The sequence below is a fragment of the Nostocoides sp. genome, from assembly GCF_035343835.1.
Classification (GTDB): Bacteria; Actinomycetota; Actinomycetes; order Actinomycetales; family Dermatophilaceae; genus Nostocoides_A; species Nostocoides_A vanveenii.
In genome coordinates, this window is sequence record NZ_DAOQZV010000016.1 from 1 (window position 1) to 18,266 (window position 18,266).

General features: G+C 69.9%; 19 protein-coding genes. 8 read left to right on the plus strand and 11 right to left on the minus strand.

All coding sequences use genetic code 11. From position 1 onward, the window contains the following. The 3 genes from PKH97_RS02370 to PKH97_RS02380 form a co-directional block, all read right to left on the minus strand. Window positions 1-944, minus strand: a 944-nt coding sequence (locus tag PKH97_RS02370; RefSeq protein WP_324385800.1) for a type II secretion system F family protein, incomplete at its 3' end; no start/stop codon positions are given. Window positions 945-947: 3 nt separating this feature from the next. Next, window positions 948-1,973, minus strand: a complete 1,026-nt coding sequence (locus PKH97_RS02375) for a TadA family conjugal transfer-associated ATPase (RefSeq protein WP_324385801.1) — start codon at window positions 1,971-1,973, stop codon at window positions 948-950. After that, window positions 1,960-2,709 (minus strand): hypothetical protein, encoded by a 750-nt coding sequence (locus PKH97_RS02380; protein WP_324385802.1) that lies wholly within the window; start codon window positions 2,707-2,709, stop codon window positions 1,960-1,962. Before PKH97_RS02380 ends, PKH97_RS02375 begins: the two co-directional genes overlap by 14 nt. Before the next feature lie 79 nt (window positions 2,710-2,788). Here PKH97_RS02380 and PKH97_RS02385 point away from each other — a divergent pair, with 79 nt between their 5' ends. Continuing rightward, on the plus strand, window positions 2,789-3,622 hold the full coding sequence (locus PKH97_RS02385) for a Fic family protein (protein ID WP_324385803.1): 834 nt from the start codon (window positions 2,789-2,791) through the stop codon (window positions 3,620-3,622). Window positions 3,623-3,629: 7 nt separating this feature from the next. Here the strand turns inward: PKH97_RS02385 and PKH97_RS02390 are convergent, their stop codons facing one another. Together PKH97_RS02390 and PKH97_RS02395 are read right to left on the minus strand one after the other, a co-directional pair. Further along, window positions 3,630-3,854: a helix-turn-helix transcriptional regulator gene (locus PKH97_RS02390; protein ID WP_324385804.1), complete on the minus strand. Its 225-nt coding sequence runs from the start codon at window positions 3,852-3,854 to the stop codon at window positions 3,630-3,632. Between the two features lies 1 nt (window position 3,855). After that, on the minus strand, window positions 3,856-4,545 hold the full coding sequence (locus PKH97_RS02395; protein ID WP_324385805.1) for a DUF2975 domain-containing protein: 690 nt from the start codon (window positions 4,543-4,545) through the stop codon (window positions 3,856-3,858). 319 nt (window positions 4,546-4,864) lie between these two features. Between PKH97_RS02395 and PKH97_RS02400 the strand changes: the two genes are divergently transcribed. From PKH97_RS02400 to PKH97_RS02425, 6 genes are all read left to right on the plus strand, one after another. Continuing rightward, on the plus strand, window positions 4,865-6,076 hold the full coding sequence (locus PKH97_RS02400) for a histidine kinase (RefSeq protein WP_324385806.1): 1,212 nt from the start codon (window positions 4,865-4,867) through the stop codon (window positions 6,074-6,076). 11 nt (window positions 6,077-6,087) lie between these two features. Beyond that, a complete protein-coding gene (locus tag PKH97_RS02405; protein ID WP_324385807.1) occupies window positions 6,088-6,837 on the plus strand; it encodes a LytTR family DNA-binding domain-containing protein in 750 nt (249 codons plus the stop codon). Beyond that, on the plus strand, window positions 6,834-7,226 hold the full coding sequence (locus PKH97_RS02410; RefSeq protein ID WP_324385808.1) for a hypothetical protein: 393 nt from the start codon (window positions 6,834-6,836) through the stop codon (window positions 7,224-7,226). Before PKH97_RS02405 ends, PKH97_RS02410 begins: the two co-directional genes overlap by 4 nt. Further along, window positions 7,226-8,728 carry a cation acetate symporter gene (locus PKH97_RS02415; protein WP_324385809.1) on the plus strand — a complete coding sequence of 501 codons (1,503 nt, stop codon included), beginning with the start codon at window positions 7,226-7,228 and terminating at the stop codon, window positions 8,726-8,728. Before PKH97_RS02410 ends, PKH97_RS02415 begins: the two co-directional genes overlap by 1 nt. Window positions 8,729-8,998: 270 nt before the next feature. Beyond that, window positions 8,999-9,334: a DUF485 domain-containing protein gene (locus PKH97_RS02420; RefSeq protein ID WP_324385810.1), complete on the plus strand. Its 336-nt coding sequence runs from the start codon at window positions 8,999-9,001 to the stop codon at window positions 9,332-9,334. Between the two features lies 1 nt (window position 9,335). Then, a complete protein-coding gene (locus PKH97_RS02425; RefSeq protein WP_324385811.1) occupies window positions 9,336-11,069 on the plus strand; it encodes a cation acetate symporter in 1,734 nt (577 codons plus the stop codon). An 82-nt stretch (window positions 11,070-11,151) separates the two neighbouring features. Here PKH97_RS02425 and PKH97_RS02430 read toward each other — a convergent pair whose 3' ends face one another. The 6 genes from PKH97_RS02430 to PKH97_RS02455 form a co-directional block, all read right to left on the minus strand. Continuing rightward, complete coding sequence (locus PKH97_RS02430) at window positions 11,152-11,778, minus strand: hypothetical protein (RefSeq protein ID WP_324385812.1); 627 nt, start codon at window positions 11,776-11,778, stop codon at window positions 11,152-11,154. A 107-nt stretch (window positions 11,779-11,885) separates the two neighbouring features. After that, window positions 11,886-12,917 (minus strand): TIGR03617 family F420-dependent LLM class oxidoreductase, encoded by a 1,032-nt coding sequence (locus PKH97_RS02435; protein WP_324385813.1) that lies wholly within the window; start codon window positions 12,915-12,917, stop codon window positions 11,886-11,888. 28 nt (window positions 12,918-12,945) lie between these two features. Further along, window positions 12,946-13,395, minus strand: a complete 450-nt coding sequence (locus tag PKH97_RS02440; protein ID WP_324385814.1) for a thioesterase family protein — start codon at window positions 13,393-13,395, stop codon at window positions 12,946-12,948. 10 nt (window positions 13,396-13,405) lie between these two features. Further along, a complete protein-coding gene (locus PKH97_RS02445) occupies window positions 13,406-14,293 on the minus strand; it encodes an alpha/beta hydrolase (protein WP_324385815.1) in 888 nt (295 codons plus the stop codon). A 13-nt stretch (window positions 14,294-14,306) separates the two neighbouring features. Next, window positions 14,307-15,710, minus strand: coding sequence for a class II fumarate hydratase (locus PKH97_RS02450; protein WP_324385816.1), 1,404 nt, complete (start codon window positions 15,708-15,710; stop codon window positions 14,307-14,309). Further along, window positions 15,710-16,105 (minus strand): universal stress protein, encoded by a 396-nt coding sequence (locus tag PKH97_RS02455; RefSeq protein WP_324385817.1) that lies wholly within the window; start codon window positions 16,103-16,105, stop codon window positions 15,710-15,712. The genes PKH97_RS02450 and PKH97_RS02455 overlap by 1 nt, the downstream gene beginning before the upstream one ends. A 172-nt stretch (window positions 16,106-16,277) precedes the next feature. Between PKH97_RS02455 and acs the strand changes: the two genes are divergently transcribed. Next, a complete protein-coding gene (gene acs / locus PKH97_RS02460) occupies window positions 16,278-18,239 on the plus strand; it encodes an acetate--CoA ligase (RefSeq protein ID WP_324385818.1) in 1,962 nt (653 codons plus the stop codon). The last annotated feature ends 27 nt before the right edge of the window (window positions 18,240-18,266 follow it).

Here is an 18,266-nt window from a genome sequence, read left to right on the forward strand (position 1 = left end):
GCCGGGGCGGCCCCGTGCTCCAGGGCCAGCCCAAGTGCCGAGGCCAGCGGTTGCCAGGCGGGGTCGGCATACGACCAGGCGTCGCGGTGCGAGCGGCCCCAGCGGTAGGCGGCCACGACGCGCCGCAGCTCGGTCCGGACGCGCGCGATGCTCACATCCGCCACGGCGGCGAGAGCCTCGACAACCCCCGCACCCGAGCGCAGCGACAAGGTCACCAACATCGCCGCGTCGGCGACGTCGTCATAGGTCGCCGACCCGTCGCCAGCGGCTCCCGCGAGCGCGCGCGGTCGCACCGCGCGTCGCAACATGCCGCGCGCCAGGATCAGACCGCCGCCGGCGAAGCAGACGCCGAGCACACAGGAGATGGCCGCGGCCAGCGAACCGTAGAGCTCCCGCGGAGTGACCCCGACCAACGCCCCGATCGGCAGCCCGGACAGCGGCAGGAGCAGCATCAGCCCCATCGAGGACTTCGCGCCGGCCGTGACCGCGTCGAGCCGCTCCTTGGCCGACCGTTTGGCCCGGACCTGCGCCACCGACCAGGTCATCGCCGGGCGCAGCGCCGACCCACTGGCCTCGGTCAGCGACCACGCGCCCGCGACCAACCGCAGAACCGGCAACTGCCGCGTATGCCGCACCCACACCTTCCCGGCCGGCTCACCTCGCGACAGCGCGCGGCGCACCTCCACCAGCACCGCGCTCAACTGCGGATGGGCGTCCCCGGCGCCCGGGCTTGCGCCTGCCGCCTCGATCACTGTCTCAATCGCCTGCAGCGGGGTCAGCCCGGCCTGGAGGCACATGGCCACCGACTCCAGTGCCCGCGCCACCGCCTCCTCGGAGTCCGCCCGCGCCAGGGGCCCGCGCCGGCTCGACGGCCGGCGCGGCCAGAGCACCGCCGCGAAGATCACGGCCAGCAGCAGCAGGAAGATCGCCCCGACGCGCGACATCGTCTAGAGCTCCTCGACGGCGGTGACCATTCGGCCGGCTGGGGTCCGGGCAACGTGCACGACGGTCTTGATCGCGGTGGCGACTTGAGCACGGACGGCGGCGGGCGACATACCGGCAAGGGCGCCGAGCGCTTCCAACCGGGCGGGCACGTCCGCGGGCCGGTTGGCGTGCAGCGTGCAGCATCCGCCCTCGTGGCCGGTGTTCAGTGCCAGCAGCAACTCCCGCACCTCAGCACCGCGCACCTCGCCGACCACCAGCCGGTCGGGGCGCATCCGCAGCGCTTGGCGCACGAGGTCGACCAGCGTGACCAGCCCCTGCCCCTCGACATTCGCCGGGCGGGCCTGCAGGCGCACGACATGCCCGGCATGCAAGGGCATCTCCAGGACGTCCTCGACCACCAGGATCCGCTCCGATTTCTCGACCTCACCGAGCAGCGCGGCCAGCAGCGTCGTCTTGCCGGCTCCCGTGCCGCCCGTCACGACGAAGGCCTCACGCTCGGCGACCATGCGGCGCAAGCGCTCGCTTTGCGCGGGCGAACACATCCCCACGCGTTCGAGGTCCTCGAGCCGAACGGTGCTGCGCCGCAACAACCGCAGGCTCACCGTCGTCCCGTCGCTGGCCAGCGGGGGCAGGATCGCGTGCAGCCGGATTGCCCCGGGCAACAGGCCGTCGACCCAGGGCATGGAGTCGTCCAAGCGGCGCCCGGCCAAACCCGCGAGCCGCACGGCGAACCGGCGCACCTCCTCCGGGTTCGCGAAGTCCCGCTCAGGCACCCGCTCCAGGCCTCGCCCACGGTCCAGCCAGGTCAGCCCGTCGCCGTTGACGAGGATGTCGGTCACGCCCGGTTCGGCGGCCACGGGGGCGAGCGGCCCGAGACCGGCGAGCTGCTCGGTCAGCCGACGCTCGGAGCGCCATACCCCGCGCGCGCCTAGTCGCTCGGCTGATGCGTCCACCACAGCGGCAATGCTCTGGCTGTCCGGCACCCGCCCGGACCGGATCGCCTCCTCGATCCCCTCACCGAAGCGCACGGCCGCGTCCTGCCCGAGCCGTATGCCTGCTCGGTTCCGTCGTCGCCGCCACCGTCACCAGCCGCTCAGCCAACCTCCGCAACGGCCCGCGCCGCACCGACCCGGGTGCGGTCCCCCGCCGCTCGGCGGCCCGCACCGAACGGTCGTCCTCGAGGACACCAAGCAAGGGCAGTCCCAGTCGCTCCCCTGTCGCCACGGCGAGCCGGTCGTCGACCTTGGGGGCCCGGGCGATGATGCCGGCGAGGTTGTCGCTGCCGTGCGTGCCCAGCCAGGCCTCGGCATCGGCCAGCCCGCGAGCGCTCAGCGCGACGACCAACAACCCGACTGCGCCGGGAGCGGGCGCGGACCGGCCCCAATCGACCACCACGAGATCGCAGGCGTCGTCGAGACCGGCGAGCACGTCACGCACAACCGGCTCGGGAATCCGTTCCGGGACAAGCGCATCCAGCACATGGCTCATTCGGCCGGCCGACAGCACCGGGCACCCGTCGCCCGCCGCAGGGAGACGCTCCAGCAAGCGCGCTCCATCGACCCGGCCCTCGACCTCGTTCAGGTGCCCCCACCGATGACCGGGCAGATGCTCGACACCGGCCGTGACCTGCAAGCCACCCCCCGCAAAGTCCCCGTCAACGGCACAGGAGGCGAGCCCGCGCCGGGCCGCGACCACCCCGAGAGCCACCGACAGGGTGGATGTCCCCACTCCGCCGGAAGCGCCGGCCACGCCGAGAATCGTCATGCCGATCAGCCTTGCCCACGATGGTGATCCCGGCCACCCGATGCCAGCGGGCCTGTGGATAACTCGTAGGGTGGCCCCCGTGTCCGACCCGAATACCGCCCTGCGCGCCCTGGCGGAGCACCCTCGCGTGCAGGCGGCCAGCGAGCGCGCCCGCGCGGCCTGCACCGAGTTGCGCTGGCATCAGGCGCTGCGCCGCCGCATTCCCGAAGCCGCCGCCGAGTCCCGTATTCGCGGGGCCTGGGCGAGCGCCGAGCTCGACGGGGCCCGGAGCACGGTCGACATCGTGCGAGACCTCATGCGCGGTGCCCGGGCGCGCGCCACCGACCCCGATCCGACCGAGCGCATCATCGACGGCGCGATGGCCGCCACCGCCGAGACCGAGGCCCTGGCCGCGACGGCCCTGACCAGCCCCCGGCAAACGCTCGCCCGACTCCACCTCGCGGCAGCGGCCGAGTTGGTCGCACCGGACCAACTCGGCCGCCCCCGCACCAGCCCCACCAGCCCGGAGTTTGCCGACCTCGGCCCGGCGCCCGGACCCGAAGCGATCGCCGAGCGCCTGGCCCAGCTCGATCACATCCTCACCTCCGACGCCCCGGCCCTGCTCAAGCTGGCCCTCGCCCACGCCGAGATCGCCCACGTCCGACCCTTCGAGCGCGGCAACGGGCTGGTCGCCCGCGCGCTGGACCGGACGCTGCTGCGCGCCACCGGCCTGGACCCGACCGGGGTGGTCGTCCCCGAGGCCGGGCACGGAGCGAAGGGATCGGTGGCCTACCAGGGGGGGCTGCAGGCATACGGGCTGGGGCGTTTGGACGGCCTGCTGCTGTGGCTGGACCGCTGCGCGGACGCGGTGGTCGCCGGCGCCGGCGAAGGGCGGCGGATCGCGGACGCCGTTCTCGCCGGCCGCCTGACCTGACTCGCCCTCATGGCGCGATCACGGTGAGCAGGTCACCGGGCGTGCAGTGCAGGGCATCGCAAATGGCCGTCAGCGTCGAGAAGCGGATCGCCTTGGCGCGGTTGTTCTTCAGGATCGAGAGATTGGCCAGCGTCATGTCGACGCGCTTCGACAACTCGGTCAGCGTCATCTCGCGATCGGCCAGCAGCTGATCGAGATGGCACAGGATGCGGCCTTCGTCCTCGGGAGGCATCTCAGATCAGGCCCTCGAGCTCAGTGCGCATCGCCACGCCCCGCCGCCAGACCTCGGTCAACATCGCCAGCAGCACGCCACCGATGATCGGCAGAAAGCTGAAATGGAAGTCCAACGGCACGATGTCGGCGACCGCGGAGTTGTCCAGCAGCCAGCGCCGCACGAAGGCCCCGCCCCAGGAAACGAGCGTGCCACCGACGAGCACGAGGAAGGTCAGGGCCTGCAGCCGGCGCAGATTCGCCTTGTCGAAGGGGTCCTCCCTGCGGGCCGACCGGAGCATGACCAGGACGATGCCGAGACCGAAGGCCGAGAGCAGGGGGCCGGCCGCCTGCCAGATCGCCCAGGCCCAGCGCTGACCAGCGGTCGGCCCGTCGAACTCGACGGTCGCGGTGATGGGTCGTCCGATGGCTGCGGGTCGCTGGCCGGTGGCCGCGTCGACCGTTCCGGACGTGGTTTCGGTGGTCGTCGGTGCGCCCGTGATCGTCACGTCGGTGTCGAGTTCGGTCTCGACGGTCATCGAGTACTGTCCCGGGCCGATCAGTGGCCAGCTGGGTTTGCCGTGGACCAGGCCGGCGCCGTTCGGCCCGATCAGGTAGCCGAGTCCGGTGAGTGCGGCCATGACGACGCCCAGGGCCACGATCGCCTCGACGACGACCTGGGTGAGGCGGTTGCTGCGAGCTGTTGAGCTCATGTTCACTCCTTATCGATTATCAACATATTGACTGTCGATGTATTGATAGTCGATAAGCGGCGCGGTGTCAAGAGGGACATGGCAACCCGACGCCCGACCGAAATCCGGCCACCTGGTCAGAAAACCGCGCGCAACCGCGCGTCTTCGGTTGCGGATCGCGCTCGCCGGGTCCAACATTGGCACTAGGTCGCTCCCTTCGGGTCGAGCAACCCGCGTTTGGTGCTCACCCCCCCGAGAGCACCAAACGCTCGCGGCCCCGGCTGTTCCCCCCCAGCCGGGGCCGCACCATGTCGGTGGCCGCGTCTAAGGTCTGGTTGCCATGAACCGGTTCGACGTCCCAAGCGCGTTGGTCACGCTGGCCGCCATCGTGCTTGTATGGGGTGTCATCCGTCTCCAAGGCACCATCCGTGGCCGGCACCGCGGCTTCCTCAGCGACGCCGACCGCGCGACCTACGAAACTTTGCACACGGCCGCGCTCGCCGCTCGTCACCTTGACGGCGGCCTGTCCTCACGCAGCAGCGGCAAGGCCGCCAGACACCTGCGCACGCTGCTCGGCACACCGGCCCTGGCCCTGACCGATCTGACGCGCAGTGTGACCTGGGAAGGCACGGGCGGCCATCACGCCGACGTCGCGGCCACCTTGGCGGCGACCACGCTGACCGAGGGATCCATCGTCGTCCTCGACCACGGCGAGGTGACCTGCGCCGATCTCGACTGCCCGATCCGCGCTGCGGTCATCGCCCCCATCACGACGGAGGGGCGCGTCGTCGGTGCGCTCGCGGCATACGGACCGCAGGCCACCGCCGGGCTGGCCCGGGCGACCGCGGAGGTCGCCGGGTGGGTCTCGGCGCAGGTGGAGCTCGCCGAGCTGGGCAAGGAGCGCAGCCGCGCGACGGAGGCCGAGCTCGCCGCCCTGCGCGCGCAGATCTCGCCGCACTTCATCTACAACTCGCTCGGCGCGATCGCCTCCTTCGTGCGCACCGACCCCGACCGGGCCCGCGACCTGCTTCTGGAGTTTGCCGACTTCACCCGCTATGCCCTACGCAAGGGCGGCGCATTCACCACGCTTGCCGACGAGTTGCGCAATGTCGAACGCTATCTCGTGTTGGAGCAGGCCAGATTCGGCGAGCGGCTCCAGGTCTCGCTGCTCATCGCCCCCGAAGTGCTTGCGGTGACGGTCCCCTATCTGGCCATCCAGCCGCTGGTCGAGAACGCTGTCCGCCACGGCCTGGCGCAGAGCGAACGGCCCGGCACGGTCTCGATCACGGCGGCCGATCGCGGCGGCGAGGCCGAGATCGTCGTGGAGGACGACGGCGTGGGTGCCGACCCACGACGGATCCAAGCCGTTCTGGACGGCACCCACGAGAGCGACTCCCACGGGCTGGGCAATGTCGACGCCCGGCTGCGAACGATCTATGGCGATGAGATGGGCTTGGTCGTCGACACGGCAAAGGGAGCTGGCATGCGCGTCAGTTTCCGCGTGCCGAAGTTCCTGCCGGCGGCTCACGGCGCAGCCGACCACCTGCCCTAGGCTTCCAAACGATGACCAGGCCAGAGGAGGGCGGCCTGACCGCCCTGGTAGTCGACGACGAGGCGCCGGCGCGCTCGGAGTTGCGTTTCCTGCTGGAACAAGACGACCGGATCGGTCTCGTCCACGTCGCCGCCTCGGGCACCGACGCGCTGCGCACCCTCGAGAACGAACGCGTCGACGTCGTCTTCTCCGACATCTCGATGCCCGGCCTGGACGGGATGGCGTTGGCGCGCGTCCTCGCCCGCTTCGCCAGCCGGCCGGCCGTCGTCTTCGTCACGGCCTACGACCAGCATGCGGTCGATGCCTTCGCCGTCGACGCCATCGACTATGTGATGAAGCCGGTCCGGCCCGAACGGCTCGCGGAGGCGGTGCGCCGGGTCGTCGCCTCCGTGACGCCCGCGGCCGGGGAGCCGCGTGACGATGAGGAGAAAATCCCCGTCGAACTCGGCGGAGTGACGCGCTTCGTGACCCGCCGTGACATCCGCTATGTGACGGCACACGGGGACTACGCCCGGCTGCATACGGACACCGAGTCGCACCTCGTGCGCATTCCGCTCAACACCCTTGAAGAGCGTTGGGCCGCAGCGGGTTTCATGCGCATTCACCGAAGCACCCTGGTCTCGATGCATCACGTCAGCCAAGTGCGCATGGACCACGGCAAGTGCACGGTGCGGGTGGGCGCGGTCGATCTGCAAGTCAGCCGCCGGCACATGCGCGACCTGCGTCAGCACTTGCTCAGCCGCCCTGCGGGTGCCGGATGACGACCGAGCCCCGCGGCCCGCGGATCGCGCCCGAGCGCGTTCGGGTGACGGCGTCGCGGCGGCAAGCGCCACGGCATACGACCCGGCCGGTGGCCGAGGAACTGAGCGACCAGACGACCCTCGGCACGATCTATCTGCACGGGCTGATGCGCGCGCAGTTGCGGTTGGCGCTGAGCATCCTGATCGTCGGCACCCTGACAATCGGCACCGTGCCGCTGGCCTTTGCCTTGATCCCGGCGGCCCGCACCCTGCGCGTCGGCCCGCTGCCACTGCCCTGGCTCGTGCTCGGCCTGGCCGTCTATCCCGCGGCCGTCCTCGCGGCTCGCTTCTATGTGCGGGCGGCCGAAAGGCTCGAGTCCGCCTTCGTCGACGTCGTCAACCGGTCCTGATGCACCCAGCCAGCCTCGTCGCCATCGTGCTGGTCTGCCTCGCGACCCTCAGCGTGGGTAGCCTGGGGTTGCGCATGTCGCGGGCCACCTCGGATTTCTATGTCGCCGGGCGAGCGGTCACGCCGTGGCGCAACGCAAGCGCCATCGGCGGCGAATACCTCTCTGCGGCATCCTTTCTCGGCGTCGCTGGGCTCGTTTACGACCGTGGGCCGAGCATGCTGTGGTTCCCGATCGGCTACACGGTCGGGTATCTCGTGCTCCTGGTCCTGGTGGCCGCACCATTGCGCCGGTCGGGCGCCTACACGCTCTCCGACTTCGCCGAGTTGCGGCTGGAGTCGCACCGGATCCGGTCGGCGTCCTCGCTGCTGACCATTGCCATCGGCATTCTTTACCTGGTGCCCCAGTTCCAGGCCGCCGGCCTGGCCCTGCGCCAGGCCACCGGTTGGCCGACCTGGGCGGGCAGCGTCGTCCTGGCGGTCGTGGTGTATGCCGGCGTGGCCACTGGCGGGATGCGCTCGATCACGCTCATCCAGGCGATGCAGTACTGGATCAAGTTGTGCGCCATCGCCATCCCCGCGTTCGTGCTGTTGGCGATCTGGCACCGGGAATCCGCGAGCACCCCGTTGGCCTTTCCCGCCTTCGAGGCGCCCGGCGCCACCACCGGTCAGGGGCTCTACTCGACCTACTCGACGCTGCTGGCCCTCTCGCTCGGGACGATGGGTCTGCCGCATGTCCTCGTCCGCTTCTACACCAACCCCGATGGTCGCGACGCGCGGCGCACCACGGTGTCGGTCCTGGGGCTGCTCGGAATCTTCTACCTCTTTCCCCCGGTCTACGCGATCCTCGGACAGACCTATGCGCCCACCCTGCCGGCGGGGATGCGCGTGGACTCCCTCGTCCTGCGCCTGCCCCAGCTCGTCGCCGATGACACCCTCGCCACGGTCCTCGGGGCGATACTGGCGGGCGGGGCCTTCGCGGCCTTCCTCAGCACCGCCTCCGGGCTGGTCATCTCCATCTCGGGGGTCCTCGACCAGGACGTCCTGCGGCCCTACCTGCGACGGCTCACCGGCGATGACGCCTTTGGTGTGACGGGTTTCCGGATCGCGGCGATCGCGGCGGTCGTGGTCCCCCTGGTGATCGCGCCCCTACTGCGCCCCGTGGGCCTGGCGACCCTGGTCGGCCTGGCCTTCGCCGTGGCCGCCTCGACCTTCGCGCCGCTGCTCGTGCTGGGGGTGTGGTGGCCGCGGCTGACGACCGCCGGCGCCGCAGCGGGGTTGGCGGTCGGAGTCACCGCCGCGGTTGCCGCTATCACCACGGCCTTCCGGGCCGGCGATACGGCAGGCTGGATCGGCCTGCTGCTCACCCAACCGGCGGCCTGGTCGGCGCCCCTGGCATTCACAACCATGGTCGTCGTCTCGCGGCTGACCCCGGAGCGGACGCCGGCGCATACGACCCGAACGCTGGGCCGCCTGCATACGCCAGAGGCCCTGCTTCCCCCGTGACGGGTCACCCCGTCGACGGGGCCCCTCCCGATGCCCGGCGGCACCCGAGGCGTCGACGCACCACCACCCATGACCTGGGGATTCGACCGTTGAGCGCGCTCAAACGACCGCCTGGCGACGCCCGCGAACCCGCCCGGCGAACACGAGACCCGCCTAGCGAGCGACGGCGTGCCGTCTGTGGCGCCGGCGCCGGGGCAGGCGTGAGGCTGGGCAAACCCAACGGCGGGTGCGTGCTGCCCGCCACCGCACGTCCGATTGAAGAAGGTGACCGTGGCGACCCAGCCTCAGACCGCCGGCGATACCTATATCGCCGTACAACAGACGCCAGAATTCCAGGCGCTCCGGCGCAAGTTCCGCGGCTTCGTCTTCCCGATGACCGCGTTCTTCCTCGCCTGGTACTTCCTCTATGTCCTCTTGTCGATCTTCGCCTCGAGCTTCATGAACAAGATCCTCTTCGGCAAGATCACCGTCGGCCTGATCTTCGGGCTGCTGCAGTTCGTGACGACCTTCGCGATCACCTTCATCTACGCGCGCTGGGCCAACCGCGAACTCGACCCTGCCGCCGAGGCCGTCAGCGCCACCATCGCGCACGAGGCGGGCCGCTGACATGGCATCGTTCACCGCCCTCGCGGCCGCCACGACGGTCGGCAACCCCAAGCTCAACATCACGATCTTCGTCATCTTCGTCCTGGTCACCTTGACGATCGTCATCAAGGTCGCCGGCGGCAAAAAGACCGCCGAGCAGTACTACACGGCCGGCGGCGCCTTCTCCGGCCGCCAGAATGGCATCGCCATCGCCGGCGACTACCTGTCCGCGGCGTCCTTCCTTGGCATCGCGGGAGCGATCGCCCTCTCGGGTATGGACGGCTTCCTCTACTCCATCGGCTTCCTCGTCGCCTGGCTGGTCGCGCTCCTTCTCGTCGCGGAACTGATGCGCAACACCGGCCGCTTCACGATGGCCGATGTGCTCGCCTACCGGCTCAAGCAGCGCCCGATCCGCATCGCGGTGTCGGTCTCGGTCCTGTGCGTCTCGCTCTTCTACCTCCTGGCCCAGATGGCTGGCGCCGGCGCCCTCGTCTCGCTGCTCCTCGGTGTCACGGGCAACACCGCGCAGAACCTCGTCATCGCCGTCGTCGGCGCCGTCATGGTCACCTATGTCCTCATCGGCGGGATGAAGGGCACGACCTGGGTGCAGATCATCAAGGCCATCCTGCTCATCTCCGCGGCGGCGATCATGACCGTATGGGTGCTCGGCAAGGCCGGCGGCAGCCTCTCCGGCCTGTTCGGTGACGCCATCACGAAGTCCGCCGAATCGCAGACGACCGCCAAGGCGGTGGCCGCGGCGGCCAAGGCCGGCACCACGACGACCCCGGACGCGGTCGCGGGCAGCCTGCTGCACTATGGCGCGAAATACGGCAAGACGACGACGAGCAAGATCGACTTCATCTCCCTCTCGATGGCTCTCGTCCTCGGGACCGCCGGCCTGCCGCACGTACTGCAGCGCTTCTATACGGTCCCGACGAGCAAGCAGGCACGAAAGTCGGTGGAGTGGGCGATCTGGCTGATCGGTGGCTTCTACCTGCTGACCTTGATTATCGGCTTCGGCGCCGGTGCCCTGGTAGGCCCGGACGAGATCAACGGCGCTCCGGGCAAGGCCAACTCGGCCGCCCCGCTGCTGGCCTTCCACCTCGGCGGGTCGTGGATGTTGGGCATCGTCTCCGGCATCGCCTTCGCGACCATCCTCGCGGTGGTCGCCGGCCTGACGATCACCGCGTCGGCGACCTTCGCCCACGACCTCTACAAGGAAGTCTTCAAGAAGGGCGTCAGCACCCAGGATCAAGAGGTCAAGATGGCGCGCATCGCCGCCATCGCCATCGGCATCGTCGCGATCTTCGGCGGCATGCTGGCCAAGAGTCAGAACATCGCCTTCCTCGTGGCCCTGGCCTTCGCGGTCGCCGCGTCGGCGAACCTGCCGACGATCCTCTACTCGCTGTTCTGGAAGGGCTTCAACACCCGGGGCGCGCTCTGGTCGATCTACGGCGGTCTGATCTCCTCGATCGTGCTGATCATCTTCAGCCCCGTGGTCTCGGGCAAGCCCGGCGTCCCCACCAAGCTCGCCGACGGCACCACGGTGACCCTGAGCCCGTCGATGTTCACCGACCCGACCGTCGACTTCCATTGGTTCCCGCTGGACAACCCGGGCCTGATCTCGATCCCGCTCGCGTTCTTCCTCGGCTGGCTGGGCAGCAAGCTGTCCACGGAGCACAACGCCGAGAAGTACGCCGAGATGGAGGTGCGCGCCCTGACCGGCCACGGCGTCGCCGAGGCCATCAACCACTGACCGCTCGCGTCAGGTCTGCGTTGGACGCAGGCAATGGACAGGCCCCCCGCCCGGACTTTCGAGCGGGGGGCCTGCCAGGTGGTCACCAGTTGTGAGCGATGTCGATGATCAGGCGGGAGGTGCTGGCGTCGGTCAGTTTGGTCACCCGGAAGGGCGTCCGGGCGCGGACGCCGACGCCGAACTCGCTGGTGCCTTCGAAGGAGCCGAGCCAGCGCACCTGGCGTAGGGCGGCGTAGCCGGTGACATTGACGGCTTCCTTGGGGTTGGCCGGTTGATAGACGATCTGGCCGTTCCCGTCATACGACGGGGCGTTGACGGTGATCTTGATCTTGGCGCCACCGCGCACCGGGACGATCGTGCCGGAGCCGTCCTGGATGATCTGGTCGACATACTCGACGCGATAGCCCGGCGCACTGCCGCGCACGTCCACGACGAGCCGGTCGAAGCAGGTGTGCTTGCCCGCGCGAAGGTTGGTCAGCGGCCCGGCCACCATCGTGGCGGAGACCTTCGGCAGGGATCCCCAGCCGTAGTGGCACAGCGCCGACGTTCCGGCGGCCGGAGCCGAAGCCGGGGCTGCCGTGGCCGAGGCGCCGGCGAGCGCGGAGACGGCGAGCGCGGCGGCTGCGCCGAGGGTGGTGATGCGGCGGGTGATGGTGGTCATGTCGGCTTCCCCGATCTTGCTCGTATGCGGTGTGGTCGCCTCATCCACGCGCGTACCCGTCATCCGGTTGACATGCCCGCGTTTAGACCCGTCGAGAGGCCGGTTCAGGCCCGTCGAAAGGCCGGTTCCGGCCCGTCGACGTAGGGCGGAGCCGCTCAGCCGGCCAGGCGGGTGAGGGCAGCCGCGGCGTCCAGGAGGGCGGCGTGGGGTGCGGCCAGGCTGCCGTTGAGGGTCACGACATCGGCCACGCCGGCATACCGCTCGTGGATGGCGGCTGCGCACGTGGCGGGGTCACCGACCACAGCGAGCGCGTGCAGGAGCTCGTCGTCGACCAGCGCGGCCATCTCCCGCCACTGGCCCCGCACAGAGAGCGCGTGCAACTGTGGGCCCACGTCGGCCCGGCCGTGGTGGGCGAGCACGCCGAGATAGGCCGGCGTGCTGCCGTAGAACGCGATTCGCCCCCTCACCGCCGCCGTCGCCTCGGCGATCTCGGCGTCATCGCGACCGGTCGCGATCAATACACCCGCATCCACCGAGAACGGCCGAGCCGTATGCCGTGCCCCCGCCTCCACGGCCGCTGCCCGCGCCCGCTCGATGATGGGCAGCACCTCGGCGCGAAGGTAGGACGCGGAGCCGAAGGGGTGCGTGGCCAGGCCGTCCGCGACCGACCCGGCGACCTCGCACATCTTCGGGCCCACGGCGGCGAGCTGGATGGGCGGCGGGCCTGCTGCCAATGCGGGCGGCACGAAGAGGGGGTTCATCAGGGTGTGCGCATAGAAGTCACCCCGGTAGTTCAGCCTGGCGCCGTCCTGCCAGGCCGCCCAGATCGCCCGCGTGGCCAGGATGAAGTCCCGCATCCGCGCGGCCGGCGCCGACCACGGCATCGCGAACCGGCGCTCGATGTGCGCCTGGATCTGCGATCCCAAGCCGATCACGGAGCGCCCGCCAGAGACGTCCTGGAGCGACCACGCGGCATACGCCAAGGTCATCGGAGTGCGGGCGAAGGCGATCGCCACGCCGGTGGCGAGTTCGACATCGGGGGCGACCGGCGCGGCATACGCCAATTGGACGAAGGGGTCGGCGCCGGTCTCGGCGACCGTGAGCCGGCCGATGCCGCGGGCCTGGCACTGCGCCGCCGCCTCTCGAATCTCGGCGGCAGTGCCGGCCGCCGCAATCGCCACGCGCATCGTCAGCTCACTCCATTCGTCGGGGTGGTCATCGGGCGGCCTCGTACACCGCCCGCGCGACCGCGGGGATCGGGCGGGGCCGCCGGGTGACCCGGTCGACATAAACATGGACCCAGCGGCCGACGGCGGCGACGAGATCTTCGGGACCCGCTCCCGCGGCGTAGAGGGCGAGCGCGAAGGTCACCGACGAGCCACCGACGCGATCGGCGCGGATGCCAACGACCAGGTCAGCGGGATAGGCGAGCTCGCCGACATAACGGCAACCGGACTCCGCGACCAGCGGGATCGCCGCATCCGTCATCGGGTCGGCGTCGATCTCGCGGGCCAGCCAGGCGTTGATGGCGCTATCCCAGAGGGCGTAGTAGACCGAATTGTTCAGGTGTCCGAACATGTCATTGTCCGTCCACCGGGTCGCCACCGGCCAGGCCACGGGAAACTCCCGCACCTGCGGCACGTGCCGCTCGGCCGCTTCGGTCATGCCCGCGAACCTATCGCGCGGCCGCGCGAGCCTCGCCGATGGTCCGATCGAAGAAGCCGAGCAGGTCCGCGGTCACCTCGTCGCGATTGGTCTCGTTCAGGATCTCGTGCCGCGCCTGCGGGTAGAGGTGCACCTCGACATCGCGCACGCCGGCATCGCGATAGCGCTGGCCAACCAACTCGATCAACTCCCCGCCCCCGGCGAGCGGGTCCATATCGCCGGACGCGAGATAGATCGGCAGGTCCGGCCGCACCTTGGCGACCTGGTCGGGCGCGCTCGCCGCAGTCGGCCCCTCCTTGAAGCCGCGCATCGACCCGGCATGCAGTCCGAACCCGCACGCCGGGTCCGCAACATACGTGTCGACCTCGGCCTCGTCGCGGCTGAGCCACTCGTAGCCCGTCCGGTGCTCGAAGGCTCCATTGAAGCCGGACAGATCGGGCTCGGCGTCCGGGTCGAGGTCGGCGAGGGCGATGTCCACGGCCGTCGTGCCGGACAGCGCGGCCGCGTCGATGTCGGCGCTGTGGTCGATGAGGTACTGCTGCAAGGCCATCGAGCCCATGCTGTGCCCAAAGATCGCCACCGGAAGTGCCGGGTATTCAGCCCGCGCTCGGGCGACCACCAGCCCGAGGTCGCCGACCAATGCCTCCCAGCCGCCCACCCCGAAATCGCCGTATGCCGCCGGGTCACCCGCCGTGCGACCGTGCCCGCGGTGGTCGGGTGCGTAAGCCACATAGCCGGCATCGACGAGTGCCTGACCGAAGCGCTGGTAGCGCGCCGAGTGCTCGCCCATGCCGTGGGCGACGATGACGACCGCTTTGGGATCGGCCCCGCCGGACCATTTGTCGGTGACAATCTCGGTTCCGTCGCCGGAGCGCAGGGTGAAGGTCGTGATGTCCACGGGCGTGGTCCTCTCAGTCGGCGCCGCGGGTCATGGCGGCGATGTCCAAGGCAGCGTCGAGGTCGGCCTCCGTCAGTTCCCCGCGCTCGAGGTAGCCCAACGCCACGACACTGTCGCGGATCGTACGCCCGTGGGCCAGCGCATCCTTGGCGACCCTGGCCGCAGCCTCGTAGCCGATCAGCGGCGCGAGGGGGGTGACGATGGCGGGTGAGGACGCGGCATACGCGCGCATTCGGTCGGGGTGCGGGGTGATGCCGTCGACGCACCGCCCGGCCAGGACGCGAGAAGCGTTGCCCAGCAACCGGATCGAGTCGATCAGGTTGCGCGCGATCACCGGCATCATGACGTTGAGTTCGAAGTTGCCGGCCGCGCCGGCCCAGGCGATCGCGGCGTCATTGCCGATGACTTGGGCGCAGACCATCAGCGTCGCTTCGGGCAGAACCGGGTTGACCTTGCCCGGCATGATGCTCGACCCCGGCTGCAAGTCGGGCAGGGCGATCTCGCCGAGCCCGGCGCTCGGTCCGCTGCCGAGCCAGCGCAGGTCGGTGCAGATCTTGGTCAGGCTCACGGCGACCACGCGTAGTTGCCCGGACAGCTCGACGAGGGCATCGCGCCCGCCCTGCGCTTCGAAGTGGTTCGAGGCCTCGGTCAGCGGCAAACCGGTCTCGTGCGCAAGATCGGCGATCACGGCCGCGGCGAAGCCGGCCGGTGCGTTGATGCCCGTCCCGATGGCCGTGCCGCCGAGCGGCAACGCCCCAACCCGCCCGTATGCCGATTCCACCCGTTCGATGCCCAATCCCACCGCGGCCGCATAGCCTCCGAACTCCTGTCCCAGCGTCACGGGCGTCGCATCCATTAGGTGAGTGCGGCCCGACTTGACCAGGTCGGCAAATTCGATCGCCTTGCGGGACAACGCATCCCGGAGCGCTTCCAGGCCTGGGATCAGGACATCGCGGCACTGCACGAGCGCGGCGAGGTGAATCGCCGACGGGAAGGCGTCATTGCTCGACTGGCCGGCGTTGACCGTGTCATTGGGGTGGACCTCGGCGCCCGCGCGGGCGGCGAGTTCGGCGAGCACCTCGTTGACATTCATATTGGTCGAGGTGCCCGAGCCAGTCTGGAAGACGTCGATCGGGAAGTGCTCGTCATAGCGCCCGGCGACCACCTCGGCGGCAGCGGCAGCGATCGCGGCCGCCGCATCCGCATCGATCACCTTCAGCCGGGCGTTCACCCGGGCCGCCGCGCCCTTGATCCGGGCCAAGGCATGGACCACGGGCAGGGGCACCGGACCACCGCCGATGGGGAAGTTCTCCACCGCGCGCTGGGTCTGCGCTCGCCAGAGAGCGCCAGAGGGGACGCGCACCTCCCCCATCGAGTCGTGCTCGACGCGAGTCCGGCCGGCACCCTGGCCGGCCATCAGGCGGGCCCCGGGTGCACGGCGAAGACGGGGACCGGACTGTCGAGCAGCAGGCGCTGGGACGTGCTGCCCATGATCAGTTTGCCCACGGGAGTGCGCCGGCGCAGCCCCAGGACGAGCAGGTCCGCCCCCGCGCGCTCGACCTCGGCGAGCACGAGGTCCACCACATCCGGACCGGTCGGCTGGACGATCGAGTGCTCGATGCCCGCCGCGCGGAGCACCTCATCGACGTCGCGCACCTCACCGGAGCCGGCCAGCCGCGGATCGATGCGCGCCACGCCGCGGGTGGCGTTCACGACGATCAGATCCGTCCCGCGCAGCTTGGCCTCGGCGATGCCCCAGTCGAGCGCAGACTGACCCGCGGGGTCCGGGGTATAGGCGACAACGATGCTCATCCGCCCACGATAAACACTCGGCAACTCCCCAAACATCTTGTGTCCCACCTACTCAGCGACCGCCGCTCGTCGCACGATGGGGCGCGTTCGCGGCATACGGACACCGTCGCGCTTGCTCAGCGGGGCGCGGAGGGGAAGTCTTGACCCAACGCCCCGGAACAAAGGAGTTCTTGTGTCCACCGAAAGCCTCTCCCACGGCCATCCGACCTTCCCGCCCGACCCCGCTCTGACCGCGCAGGCCAATGGGACCGAGGCGATGTATGCCGCGGCAGCCGACGATCACGAGGGCTTCTGGGCCGAGCAGGCCCGCAAATACCTCTCTTGGGCAACGGACTTCACCCAGACGCTGGACTGGTCGGGCGCACCCTTCGCCTCGTGGTTTGTCGGCGGCGAACTCAACGCGGCCTACAACTGCGTCGACCGCCACGTCGAGGCCGGCCATGGCGACCGTGTCGCCATTCACTTCGAGGGCGAGCCGGGCGACTCCCGGACGATCACCTATGCCGACCTGCAGCGCGAGGTCAGCAAGGCCGCCAACGCGCTGGAGTCGCTCGGTGTGGGTAAGGGCGACACCGTCGCGATCTACCTGCCGATGATCCCCGAGGCCGCCATCGCGATGCTCGCGTGCGCCCGGATCGGCGCCCCGCACTCGGTGGTCTTCGGCGGCTTCTCGGCCGAGGCCCTCAATACGCGCATCAATGACGCCCAGTGCAAGGTGGTCATCACCGCCGACGGCGGCTACCGCCGCGGCGCCCCGAGCGCGCTCAAGCCGGCCGTCGACGCCGCGCTCGATCACGCGGACACGACCGTGGAGAAGGTGCTGGTCGTCAAGCGGACCGGCCAGGACACGCCGTGGAACGCCGACCGCGACCTGTGGTGGTCCGATGTCGTGGACGCCGCGAGCGAGGAGCACACGCCCGTCCCACACGACGCCGAGCACCCGCTCTTCATCCTCTATACCTCCGGGACCACCGGCAAGCCCAAAGGCATCTTCCACACCACCGGTGGCTATTTGACGCAGTGCGCCTACACCAACGCCGTGGTTCACGACGTCCACCCCGAGAGCGACGTCTACTGGTGCACCGCCGACATCGGGTGGGTGACCGGCCACTCCTACATCGTCTACGGACCGTTGGCGCTCGGCGCCACCCAGGTCATGTATGAGGGCACGCCGGACACTCCGCACCAGGGCCGGTGGTGGGAGATCATCCAGAAGTACAAGGTGACCATCCTCTACACCGCGCCGACCGCCGTGCGGACCTTCATGAAGTGGGGCCACGACATCCCCGATAAGTTCGACCTGTCCTCGCTGCGGGTGCTCGGCTCGGTCGGTGAGCCGATCAATCCCGAGGCCTGGCTCTGGTATCGCAAGTACATCGGCGGCGACCGCTGCCCGATCGTCGACACCTGGTGGCAGACCGAGACCGGCGCCATCATGATCTCCCCGCTCCCCGGCGTGACCACGCTCGAACCCGGGTCGGCTCAAAAGCCCATTCCCGGCATCTGCGCCGAGATCCTCGACGATGAAGGTATGCCGTTCGCCGAGGCGGACAAGGTCGGTTACCTCGTGCTGACCAAGCCGTGGCCGGCCATGCTGCGCGGCATCTGGGGCGACCCGGAGCGCTACAAGCAGACCTACTGGAGCCGGTTCGGCGAGAAGTACTACTTCGCCGGCGATGGCGCAAAGTACGACGCCGACGGCAACATCTGGTTGCTCGGCCGGGTCGACGATGTCATGAACGTCTCCGGTCACCGACTCTCCACCGCCGAGATCGAATCCGCCCTCGTCTCACACCCGGCCGTCGCCGAGGCGGCCGTGGTCGGCGCGTCCGACGAGACCACCGGCCAGGCAGTGTGCGCCTTCGTCATCGTGCGTTCCGAGCACGCCGACGAGGTGGCCGCCGATGAGAAAGCGATGATCGCCGAGTTGCGCAATCACGTGGCCAAGGAGATCGGCCCGATCGCCAAGCCGCGCACGATCATGATCGTCACGGAGTTGCCCAAGACCCGCTCGGGCAAGATCATGCGGCGCCTGCTCAAGGACGTGGCCGAGGGTCGCGAGATCGGGGACGTGACGACCCTGGCCGACTCCTCCGTCATGGGCGTCATCAAGCAGGGCCTCGGATCGGACTAGGGCCGCACGCAATCGTTGCGGCCCAGA

Coding starts and splice junctions, on each gene's coding strand:
- PKH97_RS02380 (WP_324385802.1), bottom strand. CDS start 2,709: ATGACGATTCTCGGCGTGGCCGGCGCTTCCGGCGGAGTGGGGACATCC.
- PKH97_RS02390 (WP_324385804.1), bottom strand. CDS start 3,854: ATGCCTCCCGAGGACGAAGGCCGCATCCTGTGCCATCTCGATCAGCTG.
- PKH97_RS02395 (WP_324385805.1), bottom strand. CDS start 4,545: ATGAGCTCAACAGCTCGCAGCAACCGCCTCACCCAGGTCGTCGTCGAG.
- PKH97_RS02400 (WP_324385806.1), top strand. CDS start 4,865: ATGAACCGGTTCGACGTCCCAAGCGCGTTGGTCACGCTGGCCGCCATC.
- PKH97_RS02405 (WP_324385807.1), top strand. CDS start 6,088: ATGACCAGGCCAGAGGAGGGCGGCCTGACCGCCCTGGTAGTCGACGAC.
- PKH97_RS02410 (WP_324385808.1), top strand. CDS start 6,834: ATGACGACCGAGCCCCGCGGCCCGCGGATCGCGCCCGAGCGCGTTCGG.
- PKH97_RS02415 (WP_324385809.1), top strand. CDS start 7,226: ATGCACCCAGCCAGCCTCGTCGCCATCGTGCTGGTCTGCCTCGCGACC.
- PKH97_RS02425 (WP_324385811.1), top strand. CDS start 9,336: ATGGCATCGTTCACCGCCCTCGCGGCCGCCACGACGGTCGGCAACCCC.
- PKH97_RS02435 (WP_324385813.1), bottom strand. CDS start 12,917: ATGCGCGTGGCGATTGCGGCGGCCGGCACTGCCGCCGAGATTCGAGAG.
- PKH97_RS02440 (WP_324385814.1), bottom strand. CDS start 13,395: ATGACCGAAGCGGCCGAGCGGCACGTGCCGCAGGTGCGGGAGTTTCCC.
- PKH97_RS02450 (WP_324385816.1), bottom strand. CDS start 15,710: ATGGCCGGCCAGGGTGCCGGCCGGACTCGCGTCGAGCACGACTCGATG.
- PKH97_RS02455 (WP_324385817.1), bottom strand. CDS start 16,105: ATGAGCATCGTTGTCGCCTATACCCCGGACCCCGCGGGTCAGTCTGCG.